Origin of the sequence: Nostoc sp. DedQUE05, assembly GCF_034530955.1 — a bacterium.
In the GTDB taxonomy this organism is placed as follows: Bacteria; Cyanobacteriota; Cyanobacteriia; order Cyanobacteriales; family Nostocaceae; genus Nostoc.
This window is the reverse complement of sequence record NZ_JAVRCB010000012.1, coordinates 167,803-184,613: the sequence shown is the minus strand read 5'-3', so window position 1 is coordinate 184,613 and position 16,811 is coordinate 167,803. Positions and strand designations below refer to the sequence as shown.

Sequence of the window (16,811 nt, the reverse complement as noted above, 5' to 3'; positions counted from 1 at the left end):
TTGACAAACTTCTTGCCCTTGTGGGATGAAACAGCCCTGCCTTTACAAGGGGGGACTAAGGGGGGTAACAACGCAATTAATTACGAATTACAAATGCAATTTAATACCCAACTGCTACCTCAAATTAACAGTAAATCCCTCAGAGAAAATGGTAAACAATATTATGTAGATGCTAAGGGAAACCGCTTCCCTAGCGTCACCACAATACTTAATGTCACCAAACCCCAAGCAGACAGAGACAGATTATTAAATTGGAAAGCGCGTGTTGGAACAGAAGAAGCCACCCGCATATCTACAAACGCCAGTCGTCGGGGAACCCAAACACACAAACAAATTGAGCGCTACCTCCTTGGACAAAATCCTGTTTGTCCAGAAGCCAGTCGCCCTTATTGGGAAAGTATTCAGCCAGTTTTAGCAGAAATCGACACAGTGAAACTCGTAGAAGGCTCCGTTTTTCATTACGATTTGAGCTATTCTGGCAAAGTTGATTGTATTGCCAGTTATCGAGGCATCCCTTGTATTTGCGAGTGGAAAACAGCAGACAAACCTAAAGGTTCAATCGAGCATTTATACGAACATCCACTACAACTTACAGCATACATTGGAGCAATTAACAACTATTATCGAGATTATGGTATTCAGCTAAATCATGCTTTGTTGGTAGTCGCAATTCCAGAGATGCCAGCTGAGGTATTTTGGTTTGAACCAGCAGCAATTAAAGATTACTGGCAGCAATGGGAAAAAAGAGTCGCCGAATATTGGGAACGCAGAAGTGTTTGGAGTTGATGAGTGGGATTCTGGTTCAAAGATGCGGTAAGTGGCTTGATTTAAATTGCTGCGATCGTCGTTAAAGAAATACTGCTAATCATGCATTGCCTCCTACCCACTTCGAGATGTGGGACGAAAGGAACTTAAATGCATCTTGCTACATCAGTTGCCTTGCTGTAAAGTTGGAATGCGATGAGAATTTGTAAATTTTTTCCTCTTATGATTCAAAAAAAGTAGCTGGCGAAATGTGAAAAAACTCTGCAAGTTTGCTAATGTGATTAACTGTTAGCTTGCGCTGTCCACTCAAGACTTCAGATACAATAGACTCAGTTTTAAAGATAGGAATTAAGTCTTTCTGTCGCAAACCAAATTCGGCAATCATTGCTTGAAGTAATTCTACACCATGAATATCAGGTATAGAATGATGTTTTTGTTCATACTCGTAAACCAGAGTACCTAAAACATTGAGATAATCTTGTTCATCTGGTGTTAATTCAACTTTATCAATTAAGGAATCAATGACTTCTTGCGTAGCCAGCAATTCTTCCTCGGAAGTTACGGGACGAGGAGGAAATGATTTGAGTAATTCAATATACCTTTTATTAACAGGTGTTTTAGGGATCATTTTGTATTCTTATGAACAACTCACTAATAAACAATAAAATCAACCTCCTTGAAAGTGATTCAAGGTAAATTTTCAGGTTTGATAGTTGGGATTTCGCGGGGGTAATGCCTGGAGTAGACTTTGTGTTCCTAACTGCACCTCTATCCGATGACGAATATAACTATCCGAATGAGTTTTAGCGATCGCAATTGCTTCTGGTATAAGATGTCTAAGTTCATCGGGATAAAGCAATGGATCTAGTACAAGACTAGGAATAATACTGCGGCGTACTTCGATGCTAGAATTTTTAACGAACTCTCTAAGAAACAGGCAGCGCTTGCATAGCTGAATATCAGCTAAGGCATCATAAACTGCCTGTGATTCTGGTGTTGCGTACTCTTTACTAAAGCTAGGAACTTCTCTATCAAAGCGCAAGGGAACCTGTGCCCAATACAGTGCGTTTACCGCCCCTGCTTTCTCGAAATTTGACCCATGCTCAACAAATTCTAGCAAAGCTTCATTGACAAGACGATGACCGAAAGCAATAACACATGGTTCTACGAATGAACGATTAAAGCTGGGATTTATTTCATAGACAGCAGCGCGGATGAGAGGGGAAAACAGCCTTTCTTTAAGGCGCTTGGGAGCAGATTTAGTAACTTTGTTGACCATGAAGACAACAAATAATTTACGTTGTTCATCTCTAAGTGCTTGGATAAACCAATTGATATCTTCTTCAGATGCACTTAAAAAACGCTGCCCAGTCTCAGACCATAAATTTTTCAGAGTTTTATCAGCTAAATCAGTTCCCCGTGCTGCTAAGTAACTTACACAATAGTCATCCCAGCTATTATTTCGTGTGTCCATATTGTTAGAGAATCAAAGCGATCGCTTTCAATATAGCTTCACTTAAGTAAATCAACTTAAACTAGAGGCAGCAATTGTATTCGCACGCTTAACTTGAGGTGTTGCAACCATCCGCATTCCGGCTGGTGCAGCTAAAGTTAACCCACGGCGCACAGGACGCACGGGACGTTTATTCACTAGCGAAACTTGAAATTCTGATAAAACAGTTGCCAAGACAATTTTCATTTCATACAGAGCAAATGCCATCCCAATACAGCGACGATTACCGCCACCAAAAGGTAAATATTCATAAGGTGAATATTGTCTTCCTAAAAAGCGTTCTGGTTTGAACTGCTTGGATTGTGGGTAAACTTCTTCCCGATGATGCGCTAAATAAATACTGGGGATTATTACCGTTCCCTCTCGCAGTTCGTAGCCCATAATTGTAATTGGGGTCTTCACTATCCGCGGGAAAGCAGTCATGACAATTGGGTAAAGTCTCAATGTCTCTTGGCAAACTGCTGACAAATAGGGCAATTTACCTACACTATTCAAATCGTGGTTAACTCCAATGGTGTTGAGTTCCTGTAACAACTTCTCACGCACCTCTGGTAAACGATCAATCCAGTAAAAAGCCCATGTCAATGCCGAAGCGGTAGTTTCATGTCCTGCAACTAGCAGCGTCATTAACTCGTCGTGTAATTCTTCATCTGACATCCCTTGACCATCGTCATAACGAGCCGCCATCATCAAACTTAGGATATCTTGGCGATTTTGATCGGCTTGCTCCCGACGTTCTCGAAGCAAAGCATAAATTAGTCGATCGATTTTTTGCCGTTGTTGCAGAACCCAACCCCACGGACTCCACACACCGAAATCTTTTTGCATGAACTGGAAAAAGAAGGCGCTGGACATTATGGGCGAAGTGATGAAGTCTAATAAGTCACTTAGCGATCGCCTCAGTTCCTCAAACAGTTCTCCATCATTCAAACCAAATACAACCCGTAAAATAACACGCAAGGTAATTTCTTGCATCGACTCACGGATCTTAAAAGGCTTGCCAATTTGCCATTCATTAGTCACCTGTCGGGTGATTTCCCGAATTTCCTCACCGTAAGCCCGCATTCTTTCGCCATGAAAGGGAGGAGCTAATAATTGCCGTTGCCTCTGGTGGCGATCGCCATCCGCTAACATAAAAGAGCGATCGCCAAGTAAAAATTTTAGTCCGATGTTCCCCCTGCCAACCTCAAAATGCCTAGAATCAGCAGTAAAAATCTGCTCAAGTGCTTGGGGTTGACTAAAATATACTAGATGGTTATCAGAGCGATTACTCTTGATCGTGAAAGTGTCACCGTAGATTTGGGCAAAATCATCCACATATTTCACTGGCTGAGTAATAAACTTGATCATCCTCAGCCAGCGCGGCATTTGAGGCCCATCGGGTAAATTGTAAGTTGTTGTCATAGAATTTTAGGGAGTTAATGGCTTCTGAATTTTATTGTTACGACTTTTCATGTTACTTAGGGTTACAGAAAGCGGTATATTCATCATTGGGGACTAGAAACTGGAAGCTGGGGACTGAAAAAGAAGACAAAGAGGATAATAATAACTCTTGTACAGACAAGGGTTAATCGCGTCTCTACTTCTAACTCAGCACTCAGCACTCCTAACTCAGCACGGGCTAAACGCCCCGCTACCGCTAACAAAAGGCAGCATCGGAAGTAAGCAGTGCCAAAAATCATCGCTATTCTCAACGGTAAAGGAGGAGTCGGTAAAACGACTACCGCAGTCAATCTGGCTGCAAACTTTGCGAAGAAAAAAAAGGTGCTGCTGATTGATGCAGATATTCAAGGTTCTGCCAGTTGGTGGTTTGGGCGCAGTCAGCAGGGAATGGGATTTGATTTATCTCAAGAAACAGATCCCGCACTTTTAGGTGATTTAGCAAAGATAACAGGTTACGATTTAGTAGTGGTGGATACACCTCCCGCGCTACGCTCTGAAGCATTAGTGGCGGTAGTTGCGATCGCAGATTATCTAGTTTTGCCGACACCCCCATCTGCAATGGATTTAGCAATCCTCGTGGAAACAGTCAAGGAAGCCGTCATCCCTGTGGGAACCCCCCATCGGGTATTGCTCACCAAAGTCGATACGCGCAGTCTGGGGGAAGCACAAGAAGCAAAAAACACTCTGACTCGCTTAGGTATTCCTACTTGTAATACCTTTATCCGTGCCTATAAAGCTCATGAACGAGCAGCACTTGAAGGTGTAGCGATTACTCAATGGCGAGGCGGAAATGCACGGGAGGCGGAATTAGACTACCGCCGTGCAGCTGATGAATTACAGCGTGATTGGAGAAAATAATAATGGCTAGGAAACAAAGTCTCTCTGACTTACTACAAGAAGAGGCGCAAAAATTTACACCCCCAGAAGGTGAATCTGCGATCGAGGTTACAGCCGAAAAAATAGCCGAAGAACAGGCTGCATCTGATGAGGAATCGTCAGCACAAACACTTGAGCCAACTTCTACTAAGCGCACAAGTCCCACTAAAGCTGATTTAGAAGCAAATGTCAAAGAGTTGACAAGTAATCTAGAAACAAGCCACAAAAAAGAAGCATCTCTTGAACAAGAAGTCGCTGATTTGCAATCAAAATTATCTAAACAAAAAACATTTGTATCAGAACAAAAATCATTACTAGAACAGCTAACAAAAGAACTTGATGAGACCAAAAAAACAGCACTGCAACTTGCAGAAGCAAATTCCCTGCTTATAGAAGAAATTAATTCTTTAAAACAAAAAGCAGAGCCAAAAGTAGAACAAAAAGTACAAGAGAAATCTAAACTTGTTGTCAAAGAAACTAGCGCGATCAGACCAGTAAAAGACCACTACAATCCACTTAACTACAAAAAATCACATCGGTCATCAGAAACACTCGCTCAAAATCAACCACAAAATCAGCCGAATGAGTATCCTGATAGTTCTAATGAGATGTGGTTACTTGACTAGAGTCAGTTCATCACTCAGTTAAAGGTTAATGGTACAAATCAAAATCTATGGCACTGCTTCATTTATCCGTCATTATCGCAGTGCCATTTCTGACGCAATTCATTCTTGTGTTGTTGAAGCTCTAGTATATCCTCAAGATAAGCGTGTCCATCGGTTCTTTCCTCTAGAAACCGATGATTTCATCTACCCTTTAGGACGTTCAGAGAAATACATCATCATTGAGATTAGTATGTTTGAGGGACGCACTATTGAAACGAAAAAGAAACTAATTAGGTTGTTGTTTTCTTGCTTATCTGAACAAGTTGCAATTGCACCTATAGATATAGAAATCACGATTACAGAAACCCCAAAACACAACTGGGGTATCCGGGGAACAACAGGAGATGAATTAAACCTAAATTACCAAGTGCAAGTATAAATCTTTTGAGCTTGTAAGGCATGTATTGTGATGCCCATACTAATCTGATTTACTCATATAAAAATCTCATGTCTACCTACTAAGTAATAAACTGCTATCTTTTTACAAAACAGGTTTGCGATCATAGCTACAGAGTTTCCTAAAATTCTGTAAAAGTAATACCAATTTGAAAAAAAATGCGACAAATAGATCGTCTGTAGAGAAGCGATTCATCGCGTCTTTCCCCAAGGATGTGTTGCAATCATTAATTGAATTGGTATAACACAATTAAAGATAAAAATAGTAGCTATGACAGAAGCCATTAGCAACAGATGAAAAACTTTCTAAATCGGCGTTAGAGAAAAATTATTGAAAGTTGGGCTATCTTTCAACTCGAAAATCTAAAATATGCTGGGCAGTTATTTGTGGTTGTTCCAAGTGTGGGAGATGACCACAATCTTGAATCCACTTAAGAGTACTGTGTGGAATTGCCCTTTTAAATCTCATGGCATCCTTAATACCCAAAATTTTATCAGAATCGCCCCACAAAATTAGTGTTTGTTGCACAATTTTTGATATGGCTGTGAATCTAAAAGCACTGTAACCACCACTTTTAGTGAAAGAAATCAAAGCTTGATGCCAACTCGGCATTTGTAAATGTAATGCTCCACAATATAACGCATCGATAGAGGCAAGAGTTTGATTTTTGTATCCAATGCGAGAAACGCGATCGCGCACCTTCATATTACTCAAAAACTGAGTTGCTAAATAATCTAATGGGGGAAACATGAATTTGCTCAATGGCGAACCACCCGCTAACCCCGCACTGTCAATTAACACCAGCTTTTTTACCGCTTCTGGGTAAGCCAATGTAAAATCAATCGCTGTGGCACCGCCCATCGAAGCGCCTACTAAAATTACAGGTTGGTTAATTAGGCTTTTCCAGAAATAATAAAGATGGGTTTTAATTGCAATTGGGCTATAGGCAATTCCTGAAAGTCTATCTGTAAACCCAAAACCCAACAAATCCACTGCCCAAGTTTCATTATCTTCAGAAAGTAGTGGCAAAAGCCGCCGAAATTCTAATACAGAACTGTCAAAGCCGTGAATTAATAAAATTGGAGTTCCACCACACCCTTGCTTGACAAATGTTGTGGTAACTGCTTGATTAGTTAAAGGAGTAGCGATCGCAGTTGTTTGAATACTCCGAGCTAGTGCGATCGAAGTAGGTTCTGTAAGTTGCCCAACTGCCGTAGGAAGAAAATTCGGAAACATAAATTTCAGTTTATCGTACTAGTACAACACGGTGGAAATAAACCACCCATTCCAAATCAATGAAATGCTTATGCTGTATTCATTTTTAATTTTTAATTTTTAATTCTGCCTTGCGGTACTAGTTTGCTTCCACCCATAACTAATTTTGTTAAACAATAAAGTTACACAACCTAAGATGCTGAAGTATTATTTGTAATATATATATAAAACATAAGGCAGGGACTATCAAAATATTCTAACTCCCAACAGACATGATTAATCGCGTCTCTACTCCCCCAAAAAATATGGCATCAAAGAAAGTTTCCCAAAATGTCAAAATTGGGACTAAAGCCACGTACAATTAAAATCGCTTATCCCTTAATCCAGGAGCTAATGCCATGCCAATGGCGGTTGGCGTAATTGAAACTTTAGGTTTTCCGAGTGTCTTAGCAGCAGCAGATGCAATGGTCAAAGCTGCCGCAGTTACAATTGTGTATTATGGTCAAGCGGAAAGCGCTCGCTTGTTAGTCGCCGTCCGGGGACAGGTTTCTGAAGTAAATAGAGCTATTGAAGCCGGAATCGTAGCGGGTGAGGAAGTAAAAGCTGGTACAGTAATTACCTACTACATCGTTCCCAATCCCCCAGAAAATGTCGAAACCATATTACCAATCCATTTCACCGAAGAATCAGAACCTTTCCGCATCTTCTAAGCAATTTTGCTATCAAAATCTGTAGCGAAGCTTCGTACAATTAACTTGTAGCCCCCAGTTTGTTCATACAGGAGATTAATAATGTCATTACAGGCAGTTGGAGCACTTGAAACTAAAGGTTTTCCTGCGGTGCTAGCAGCAGCAGATGCTATGGTAAAAGCTGGTCGAGTTACCCTTGTTGGTTATATCAGAGTAGGTAGCGCTCGTTTTACAGTTAATATTCGTGGTGATGTTTCTGAAGTAAAAGCCGCTATGGCTGCCGGTGTTGAAGCCGCAGAAAATGTTTACGGCGGTACACTTGAATCTTGGGTGATTATTCCTCGTCCCCATGAAAACGTTGAAGCTGTTCTACCAATTGCTTATACAGAACAAGTCCAAGGTTATCGAGAATCTGTAGAAAATCCCATTGTTAGATCGAACAATCGATAGATTTAACTTCCTGCGGGGGAATTCAAAACAAAAACTTCCCATAAATGAATTTAAAGAGAAGTTTTTTGTCAGGCTTCTGACTATCAAAACTTTAGAGGATTACATTCCTTCTGTTTTTAGATTTTGCATAAGTTGAATTTTGAAGCAGAAAGAAAGCAACAGTCAGAGTCAATAGTCAAAACCAATATTGACTGTTGACTGTTCATTTTTAGAAATATAAAAGCTTTAAGAATAACTTACCAATATGAAAGGTGTAGTTGTGACTGAAGCTAGTTTAAAAAAGATAAATTTACTTATAAATCCCTGCTATCATTTTATACAACAAATTTCCAAAAATCCTTTGAAGCGCTAATTACCGTATATACACTTAATTAAATCAACAAATTTTACAAAACATAACTTAATACGATTCAGTGAAAGCCCGATCCTCTTTCAAAAGTAGGGAATTCAGCCAATTTTTTCAGAGGGATTAGGGAATCTTCCAAGGCAAAATCTCATCAACACTAAGAGGATGTTTAAAAAGTATTTTTGGTAACATTTAAGTCTCAGAAACCTAACCCCCCTAGCCCCCCTTCCCTACAAGGGAATGCGGGTTTCAAAGCCTCTCTCCGCTTGCCTAACGGCAGGCTAACGCCAACGGGGAGAGGTTTGGAAGTGGGGTTTGTAGTATACTTTGCGACTTTTCAAACAACCTCTAAGTATATTGAGATTAAACTAAATATTATATGACGTAAGGGTTTGTACAGAGTCGAAACTTATACTAGTGGAATAACGTCCAACTTTGAGTTAAATTAGATTCGTTCCTCGGATCTGTTACAAAATGTCAGATTTACCCGATCCATTTTGTGAAAGGTGTATCCTCCACACTTTAAGCAGATTTCTGTTCTCAACTAAAAAAACATAACTTTACAAAAAATTTAAATTGGCAGAATGCCCCAAATGCTTGATACATAGTAGGTTTGGACTTTTTAAAGTAAAAGTAAAACATCAATGTAGAAATTTCTGCATAATTTTAGTGAATCTAGACGTAATAAAAGTAGAATCACTGAGCTATTTTCATGAAACTCATGAAATCTGGGGCAGCTGCCAGTTAAACAATTAGGTGGGACGAATGGGGGTTGTAATGCAAACTTCAAAATTGAGTTTCGAGGAATGCAATCTCATTATGACAATAGATGTGGAAAAACTGGCTCTAGATTGGCAAAAGCGCTTGGCTGTGGAATGTCCAGACCAAAATGAAGCCGCAAGGCAAAGCATTATTCTCTGGCTGCTGGGATCTGACTCAAAACGGTTCGATCTGTATAATCCTAAAGAACTAGATATCGCCAAGCAAGCGATGGAATATCGCTGGAGGATTTTACGTCAACGCTACTTGGGGTTGGGGCGAGAACGTGCTTATCGCAACTTGATAACCCGATTGGGGAGTTTAGTAACATTACGGAATAAAATTCAGACTTGGGTTTCCCTCAGCCGCGATCGCCAGCGTAGTGTAATGGATGTATTACAAGAAGTACTCCAAGAATTACTGCAAAACGACAGCCAGATGCAACAGCAAATGGCTGATATTGCCAAATATACAAGTGATAGACGATTGGGAGATGCTCTGCTATTTGCTAGTTTAGAAGAATATTGTTTGCGGCCAGTAAGGAATCAACCCCTATTAGCTTATCGATTTGTAAATTATTTGCGTCGCACTCAGCGCGGTGGTTTAACCCAAGTGCCAGGGCGTGATTTGGTTCGCCTAGTCTCAGAAGAAGTTCTTACAGACGACAGTGACAATCGAGTTAACTTAGTCGATAGTCAGGCGATCGCAGAATATATTGAAGCACAACAACTAGAGGAACAACAGGGACTGCGCCAGTCAGTACAAAAAGAATTTGAAAATTATTTACAAGAAAATCTTGGCACAGAAGCAGTGGAATGGCTACGGTTGTATCTACAAGGTAAGTCCCAAGAAGAGATCGCCAAAAAACTGAATAAGCAGACTAAAGAAGTCTACCGTTTGCGAGAAAAAATTAGTTACCATGCTGTACGTGTTTTTGCCCTCAAAGGCAATCCAGAACTCGTAGACAACTGGCTCTCAATTTCCTTGCAAGAACATAACTTGGGATTAACCCAAAACCAATGGCAGCAACTTGATGAAAAATTGACTCCTCTAGGGCGGCAAATCTTAGATTTGCGCAGAGCAGGTAATTCAATAGAAGCCATAGCCGAACAGTTAAAACTCAAAACCCATCAAGTGCTAGGCGAATGGACGAAAGTCTATCTTGCAGCCCAAGCTTTAAGAACCCAAGAGTAGCCTGTAGTGGAAAATGGAGCATAGGGAAGTGGGGAGTGGGAAGCAGGGAAAGAGGGGAGAATAATTAATACCCAATGCCCAATGCCCAATGCCCAATGCCCAATGCCCAATCTTCAGTATTATCCCCAGTCCCTAATCTAAAATTCATACTTTACTTACATTTACTTAAGTATATATAATTGGAATTTTAACAATTTAACAAAGTATCTTTATTAACTACCTATTGAATTAGAGGCAAAATATAAGTAAACACCAACGAATCAAATCTATGTTGTCTTCAAAGGGCGAACTAAATGATACCGTAGCAAATGGACAGCAAATGCCAACTGCCGCTCAAACTAGGTGGGAGCAAGAAGGCGATTGCGAACAAATGTTCCACCTAATCGATCATCTTTTGTCCTTTGAAGCTTGCCTCTACCACCAGATTTTACCCTTTAGATTAGAAGACAAAAACCTCTTGCTAGGTATGGTTTATCCAGAAGAGAGCGAAGCCCTAGATTATGTTGGTCGCATTTTGTCTTATATCAATTGCACAATGGTGATTGAGGCGATCGCAGCCGATGCTCACCGCAGAATACTATCAGCCTACCTCAATCATAAGAATATATCCCAGCTAGATGCCCAACAACTGCATCAGCCAACAGTGGACTTTCCCCCAACAAATAGCCCAGCTACGATTACTGACATACCCAGTCCTTCTCTAGATGCCGACTCAGAATCAAATCAACAACCAGTATTGACGGTGTTTCAGACACAAAAGCGCCAAAATTCTGGACAGCGGGTAGACTTGCCTCCTATCCCAGAGCTAGACCAATCATCTCAAACTACGACATTCTTCACCCCTATTTCTAGAACTCAATCGGGAGAGTATTCTGAACCCACATCATCAAACAATTTACCTATTTTTCCCACACAAGCTTCCCAACTACTGAATCCGATTGAGTTGCTAACAACACTGCCACCAAAAAAATTACTAGAAGAATTACTAGGGCGAATTTTTGCTGGGGGAATTGGTCGGCTGTACTTAGAAAGACAAGCTTACGAAGGCAGAATATTGTGGAGTGACAATGGAGTTTTGCAGTCTGTATTAGACAAACTGCCGCTCTCAGTTTTTCAAGGAGTATTGAATGAATTAAAGCGGTTTGCTTCCCTACCTGTAACCACGCTTGCAGAACCAAAACAGGTAGAAAAGGAATACGTGTATCAAAAAAACCGCTTATTATTACGCTTGCGAGTCATGCCGGGAATCTACGGCGAAGAGGCAACACTCCAAGTATTGCGGGGAGCAGCATTAAAATTCTATCAACAACAACAATTGACGCGTATAGGCCGCGATGCTTTAGGAATTTCTCAACAACTAAGCATTAAGTTACATGAACTACAAGAACAACTTTTACTGAATCCTAGCCTTGATTCTCAGCAATTAGAGGCTTTAGTTGCCCTGAATCAATTAGTGAAAAATTTAGACCAACAGATCAAAATACTGGCACTAGATAGCAATCTACCAACAAAGAGTAAATCATCAGTCAGTAGGTGAAAACGCTGATTTCGTTCGCATACATAATTGTTATGTTGTAATGGAATCCTAGACTGATAAAGCTTAGAGATTCATCTCTAAATAAATACAAATTTTGCGATCGTATTCTGAGTAAGATTACGGTTTAGACAAACTTAATAGTAGCAAAGTTAGTTACCCGCTCTTGAATCCTATTGTTGCAAATATTTCATGCTAACTGAGGTTTTTAGTGAACTTTTCCCCTTAATGAGTACAGCCAATCCACAGACATTGGAATGGCTACTTAACGTTGCAATTGAACATGAATATCCATCTGGGCGAGCCGTTGTGATGGAAGATGCCTGGGGTAACGCCGTTTACTTCGTGGTTTCTGGTTGGGTCAAAGTCCGGCGTACCGTCGGGGACGATTCAGTAGCTCTGGCAATTTTTGGTCGTGGCGATTTTTTTGGAGAAATGGCAATTTTGGATGAATCTCCACGCTCAACCGATGTCATTGCCCTTTCATCAGTGAAATTGCTTAGTATCTCCAGAGAGCGGTTTATTCAAATACTGTTTAAAGACCCGCAGTTACATCACCGGATGTTGCAACTGATGGTGCGGCGATTGCGACAAATTAACCTGCGCCTACAAATGCGGTCTTCACCACCAGCAGTCAAACTCGCCCATACCCTAGTGAGTTTAGGCGAAAGTTATGGTCAGGAATCAGACTTAGGAAAAGAAATTTTTAACATTCCCTTTAAAGATTTAGCAGAGGTGACAGAAATCGGCGTTGAAGAAACCACCAAAATCATGGAAAAGCTGCATGAAAAAGGGTGGATCAAAATTGATAGCGCCAACAACATCACTTATCTTGTGAACTTCAAACAGTTGATGAACTTGGCTGGCAAAGTGTAATTGTTTTATTTATTCAGCGATACAAATTTTGGTATTAAGTAAGTCAACCGATAAGATGCTTCGGTTGACTTACTTATTAGAGGTGTAGGTACTTCACGAAATTAGTCCAATGGATGACACCATTCCACCCCTGACAAAAAACGTCACACAGGCACAATTAGTAGCAGCAGAACCTAGTACTGACCCTGAACTGTTGCGCGAATTAGGATTATCTAGCGACCAACAAACCCGTCAGTTGGTTGCAGGTAATCCTAACACCCCAGTTGATGTCCTGTTGCGTTTGGGAGCAGAATTTCCGTCCCAATTGCTAGATAACCCCGTGTTCCCATTACTGCTTTTTGAAAATCTTAATCTAGTTGCAGAAATTCCCTTACCTACCTTACGAAGCATTCTTAGGCTAGAAAATGTTCCTGTGTCTATTCTAGAAAAATTAGCAGATAAGTCAGATTACAAAGTACAACTACTAGCGCTAGTTAACAACGTCCAAACTCAAAAAGTAGTTTTCAATCGGTTAAATCAAATCAACGATTCTTATATTGTCGAATCTGCTCGTTTACACATCAATTTAGCTGGTGAATTAACAGAGGGATACGAGCAAAAAGTTAAAGAGGTAATTCAAGGAGCCATCTCTTGCGATCGCAATGTTTTTGCTTACGATCTTGTTGTCCCCGCTCAAATTTGCTTTATCCCAGAATTTATTGTTGAATGTTGGGTAAGGGAGCCAATCTATGAGCATTATTTGTGTAGGAGGATTGCTTATTCTCCTGCTACCTCTGCCAGTATTCTCAAACATTTAGCCAATCATACTGATGGTTATACACGGAATGGAGTTGCCCAAAATCCCAATACTTCCGCAGAAGCTTTACGAAAATTGGCAAGCAAACAGGAAGCAGGAGAACCTCGAATCTTTCTTGCTCGCAATCTAAATACACCTAGTGATGTTTTGGAGAGTTTGAGCAAAGATCGAGATAAAAAAGTTCGTATTAGCGTCGCTGAAAATCCCAACACACCCCTAACTGTACTTCAATATCTAGGAAACGATACAGAGAGAAATGTTGCTGAGGCTGCTACTAGAGCAATAGGAGAACAACAAGGGGAATATACTGCTGAAACAGTCAGAAAAAACCCGAAAACTCCCCCCCATGTGTTGGAAAAGTTAGCAGAAAAAGACCCCCAGACTGTCTGCCAACACCCAAATACACCGTCCGAACTGCTTTTAGAATTCTCCAAAAGCGTTAACTCACAAGTTCGTGAATGGGTGGCTAAAAACCCCAACGCACCAGTGAATATTTTAGAACAGTTGGCTGATGATGACTCTTCTACAGTTCGGCAGGAGGTTGCCCAAAATCCGAATACACCATTAAGTCTTCTGTTTAAGCTATTTGCTAGAGACGCATCGTTAAGCGATACAATAGCTTATCAAATGTCAAGAGAACAATATCACTCCCCCCAGGTGAAGAGTATCTTAAATATCCTAAATGAAGAAAGTACCAGCCACCTAGAAACCATTTTGCAGAGATTAGTAAGCGAGGGAGGAGAGGCGACTCGTCTGTTTTTAGCTCGTCGCGTTGATTTACCTGCTCATATATTGGCACAACTTACTGAAGCAACAGAGGTTAAGGTGCGTCAGGCTGTAGCTCAAAACGCGAATACACCAACCAGCGCCTTGGAAAAATTAGCCAGAGACGAAGATAGTACAGTTCGGATGCATACCGCTTCAAAAATTAACCTGTCGCCTGAGACTTTAGAAGAACTAGCGGTTGAGAAATCATCTAGTGCAGTGCATGAAAAGGCAATGGTGAATCCCAGTTTACCAAAAGAAGCAGTGGAACGTACTCTTTGCGGGGAATATGCAACAGATTACTTGAAACTGAATCCTGATTTTCTATCTCGTCATCCTGATAGCAAGGCTAGGGTAATCAATTACTATGCCAAGTCCGAGTCTTTTTGGGTTCGTTTTATTGCCCTACTTCAACCCCAGATTTCTCAGGAATTACTACAGGAAAAAAGCCTTTCTATTTACTGGTTGGAACGATTAGCTGTGGCTCAAAATCCACAAGCTGCTCAAAAAATCCTCAATCAGCTGGCAAAAGACGGCAATCAGTTGGTTCGAGCAGCAGCAAAAGCTACATTGCAGGATCTCTCTTAATCCTATATTCGCAGCAGAAGATTTAGGGACTTCCAAATAAAAAAACATCCCAAAACTGAGGCAAAAATGTACGAGCAATAACAGCAGCTTGTTGCAAAGCATTGCGCCAGTGTGTCTCTAATGCTGCTTTTCTCGCTTCTGACAGACTATCGCTGTTTGTGGAAGAAGTTTCAGCAGCCGGACGGGCAAAGTTGTTAGGGTGTGCTGTCTTTCCTGTTTCCTGAGTCTCTCCTGCCTGATTTTTGGTGTCCTTGTTAGTCACATCTGAAAAGGATGAGGCATTAAAAGGGGCTTCATTGAGTAGATCGGGATGCAGTAGTTTTACGGACTCATTAGTATTCTTTAATAGTAATTCATAAATTTCTTCTACACTCAAATGCTCTAGTTTAGGTTCTCGCAATCTTCCCGGAGGCAGTTCAAATACACTCTGTTGGCTAATAATGCCATTGACTACAATATCTGCGGCAATATTCCACAATTCGGCTTCGCGCACACCCCGGCGCAGCACATGAAGCAGTGCAGCGTGTAACACTTCATGCAGTAGCAGCCCGTCCTGTTGAGGTGTGGGTAAAGAAAGCAAATACTCTGGATTAAAAAAGATATCTTTACCGTCAGTGGCAGCTATTGGTATTTGTGGTGAAGGAACAAAACGAGCAAACAAAGCCAAAGTAGCGAAAAATGGCGACTTCATCCGCAAACGCAGCACTGAAGCACTGATAATCCGGGAGCTATTTTCATTATTCATAAACCCATTAGCTGTTGAAAATCTTTTAGAAACTGCTGTAATTTTGGGTCTTTCTGGACTAATTGCGCCAAAACACCCAGATGTCCTTTACTCCGCATAACTCGAAATAAATCCACAGCAAACAACTGCACCCATTCGGCTGTTGCGACTTGACTTAGCCAAATAAAAGCGTTGTAAGCTTGATTTGCGTCAGCAGCACGCACTGTTAAACCAATTGCTGTGGCATACTTGGTACTTGGTTCTTGAGGCCAAGGAATGCGATCGCCTTTACCTTCTAAAATAGGTGTCAGATTCGGTAGTGTTTTGTAAAGCTGAATAAAAGCCTGAAACTCAGTCGCACTAGCAACCCCCACCGCCGGAGTGATATCTAATTCTGCGTGGTGTAGGACGCTTGCCATTTCCCAAGAACGAGGTGAAGGCCAAGCGGGTTGCGGGGGATCGATTTTGTGCAACAATGTAGGACGGAAGGAAAGAAAGGCTATTATTTGCTCGTGTACGCCTGTTTCTAAGGCATAAGCTTTGAAGCTATCAAAATCAGGTTGTGCCTCTAGATGTAAAAACCTGTTTGCTAAAGGCGTAGGCATATCAAATACAGCTGCACGGTCTTCTTTGCGGTTGCCAGCAGCCCAGACAAACCAACCTGATGGTACAACGTAAGAGCCGACTTTTCGATCTAAAATCAACTGTTGAGCGACTCCCTGCATTGCTGGCGGTGCCATATTTAGTTCATCTAAAAACAAGATGCCTTTACCGTCACGAGGGAGGAATTCTGGTGGATACCACTTGGAGATACCATCTTCAGCAACGGGTAAACCGCGCAAATCGGTGGGCGCAAGTTGACTGAGGCGCACATCCACAAAGTCGATATCATACTCTTGAGCTATCTGTCCGACAATGCTGGATTTGCCAATGCCAGGAGGCCCCCAAATCATCGTACTAATTTGCAAGTTTTTACGGATCAGGTTGTCTAAATATGCTTTTAGATCGGAAGGTGTCATGGATTTTCGCTTTTCGGTCAAAGCTCAGAAGATAGAACCTCGGCTTCTAACGAGAAGTAAAGGATACGGGTATTATATTTGAGCATTTCCAGGTATAACCTAGAAACTAGATTTTAAAAGTGTTTTATTACAAATGGGTTTTCTAATCAGAGAATCTCCGCCAGTAAGGATTTTTGGTGCGTTGGCGTAGCTCATTG

General features: G+C 41.1%; 17 protein-coding genes. 10 read left to right on the top strand and 7 right to left on the bottom strand.

The genetic code is table 11. From position 1 onward, the window contains the following. A complete protein-coding gene (locus RMZ42_RS11505) occupies nucleotides 1-786 on the top strand; it encodes an exonuclease (protein ID WP_416211809.1) in 786 nt (261 codons plus the stop codon). A 199-nt stretch (nucleotides 787-985) separates the two neighbouring features. On the opposite strand, the gene RMZ42_RS11500 is transcribed toward RMZ42_RS11505, so the two are convergent. From RMZ42_RS11500 to RMZ42_RS11485, 4 genes are all read right to left on the bottom strand, one after another. After that, nucleotides 986-1,393 carry a transcriptional regulator gene (locus tag RMZ42_RS11500; RefSeq protein ID WP_322671553.1) on the bottom strand — a complete coding sequence of 136 codons (408 nt, stop codon included), beginning with the start codon at nucleotides 1,391-1,393 and terminating at the stop codon, nucleotides 986-988. 72 nt (nucleotides 1,394-1,465) lie between these two features. Continuing rightward, on the bottom strand, nucleotides 1,466-2,239 hold the full coding sequence (locus RMZ42_RS11495) for a hypothetical protein (RefSeq protein WP_322671552.1): 774 nt from the start codon (nucleotides 2,237-2,239) through the stop codon (nucleotides 1,466-1,468). A 51-nt stretch (nucleotides 2,240-2,290) separates the two neighbouring features. Continuing rightward, nucleotides 2,291-3,682: a cytochrome P450 gene (locus tag RMZ42_RS11490; protein WP_322671551.1), complete on the bottom strand. Its 1,392-nt coding sequence runs from the start codon at nucleotides 3,680-3,682 to the stop codon at nucleotides 2,291-2,293. Between the two features lie 83 nt (nucleotides 3,683-3,765). Then, nucleotides 3,766-3,960, bottom strand: coding sequence for a hypothetical protein (locus RMZ42_RS11485; RefSeq protein ID WP_322671550.1), 195 nt, complete (start codon nucleotides 3,958-3,960; stop codon nucleotides 3,766-3,768). On the opposite strand from RMZ42_RS11485, the gene RMZ42_RS11480 reads away from it, so the two are divergent. From RMZ42_RS11480 to RMZ42_RS11470, 3 genes are read left to right on the top strand one after another with little or no spacing between them, the layout of a single operon-like run. After that, entirely contained in the window at nucleotides 3,947-4,579 is a 633-nt protein-coding gene (locus RMZ42_RS11480) for a ParA family protein (RefSeq protein ID WP_322671549.1), read from the top strand. The two genes, RMZ42_RS11485 and RMZ42_RS11480, sit on opposite strands and share 14 nt — an antisense overlap. Nucleotides 4,580-4,581: 2 nt before the next feature. Further along, entirely contained in the window at nucleotides 4,582-5,223 is a 642-nt protein-coding gene (locus RMZ42_RS11475; protein ID WP_322671548.1) for a hypothetical protein, read from the top strand. A gap of 28 nt (nucleotides 5,224-5,251) precedes the next feature. After that, nucleotides 5,252-5,641 (top strand): tautomerase family protein, encoded by a 390-nt coding sequence (locus RMZ42_RS11470; protein ID WP_322671547.1) that lies wholly within the window; start codon nucleotides 5,252-5,254, stop codon nucleotides 5,639-5,641. 360 nt (nucleotides 5,642-6,001) lie between these two features. Here RMZ42_RS11470 and RMZ42_RS11465 read toward each other — a convergent pair whose 3' ends face one another. Further along, the gene (locus tag RMZ42_RS11465) at nucleotides 6,002-6,895 is read right to left on the bottom strand and encodes an alpha/beta hydrolase (protein WP_322671546.1); all 894 of its coding nucleotides are present in this window, start codon (nucleotides 6,893-6,895) and stop codon (nucleotides 6,002-6,004) included. Between the two features lie 377 nt (nucleotides 6,896-7,272). Between RMZ42_RS11465 and RMZ42_RS11460 the strand changes: the two genes are divergently transcribed. The 6 genes from RMZ42_RS11460 to RMZ42_RS11435 all read left to right on the top strand — a co-directional run bounded on the left by RMZ42_RS11460 (nucleotide 7,273) and on the right by RMZ42_RS11435 (nucleotide 14,871). After that, nucleotides 7,273-7,584: a BMC domain-containing protein gene (locus tag RMZ42_RS11460; RefSeq protein ID WP_322671545.1), complete on the top strand. Its 312-nt coding sequence runs from the start codon at nucleotides 7,273-7,275 to the stop codon at nucleotides 7,582-7,584. 81 nt (nucleotides 7,585-7,665) lie between these two features. Further along, nucleotides 7,666-8,013: a carbon dioxide-concentrating mechanism protein CcmK gene (locus RMZ42_RS11455; protein ID WP_012409276.1), complete on the top strand. Its 348-nt coding sequence runs from the start codon at nucleotides 7,666-7,668 to the stop codon at nucleotides 8,011-8,013. A gap of 1,111 nt (nucleotides 8,014-9,124) precedes the next feature. Beyond that, entirely contained in the window at nucleotides 9,125-10,312 is a 1,188-nt protein-coding gene (locus RMZ42_RS11450) for a HetZ-related protein 2 (protein WP_322671544.1), read from the top strand. 268 nt (nucleotides 10,313-10,580) lie between these two features. Next, complete coding sequence (locus tag RMZ42_RS11445) at nucleotides 10,581-11,849, top strand: pilus assembly protein PilB (RefSeq protein WP_322671543.1); 1,269 nt, start codon at nucleotides 10,581-10,583, stop codon at nucleotides 11,847-11,849. A 189-nt stretch (nucleotides 11,850-12,038) separates the two neighbouring features. Next, a complete protein-coding gene (locus RMZ42_RS11440; protein ID WP_322671542.1) occupies nucleotides 12,039-12,722 on the top strand; it encodes a Crp/Fnr family transcriptional regulator in 684 nt (227 codons plus the stop codon). A gap of 109 nt (nucleotides 12,723-12,831) precedes the next feature. After that, nucleotides 12,832-14,871, top strand: coding sequence for a hypothetical protein (locus tag RMZ42_RS11435; protein WP_322671541.1), 2,040 nt, complete (start codon nucleotides 12,832-12,834; stop codon nucleotides 14,869-14,871). A gap of 22 nt (nucleotides 14,872-14,893) precedes the next feature. Here the strand turns inward: RMZ42_RS11435 and RMZ42_RS11430 are convergent, their stop codons facing one another. After that, nucleotides 14,894-15,616 carry a DUF2201 family putative metallopeptidase gene (locus RMZ42_RS11430; protein WP_322671540.1) on the bottom strand — a complete coding sequence of 241 codons (723 nt, stop codon included), beginning with the start codon at nucleotides 15,614-15,616 and terminating at the stop codon, nucleotides 14,894-14,896. After that, nucleotides 15,613-16,614 (bottom strand): MoxR family ATPase, encoded by a 1,002-nt coding sequence (locus RMZ42_RS11425; protein WP_322671539.1) that lies wholly within the window; start codon nucleotides 16,612-16,614, stop codon nucleotides 15,613-15,615. The genes RMZ42_RS11430 and RMZ42_RS11425 overlap by 4 nt, the downstream gene beginning before the upstream one ends. Between the last annotated feature and the right edge of the window lie 197 nt (nucleotides 16,615-16,811).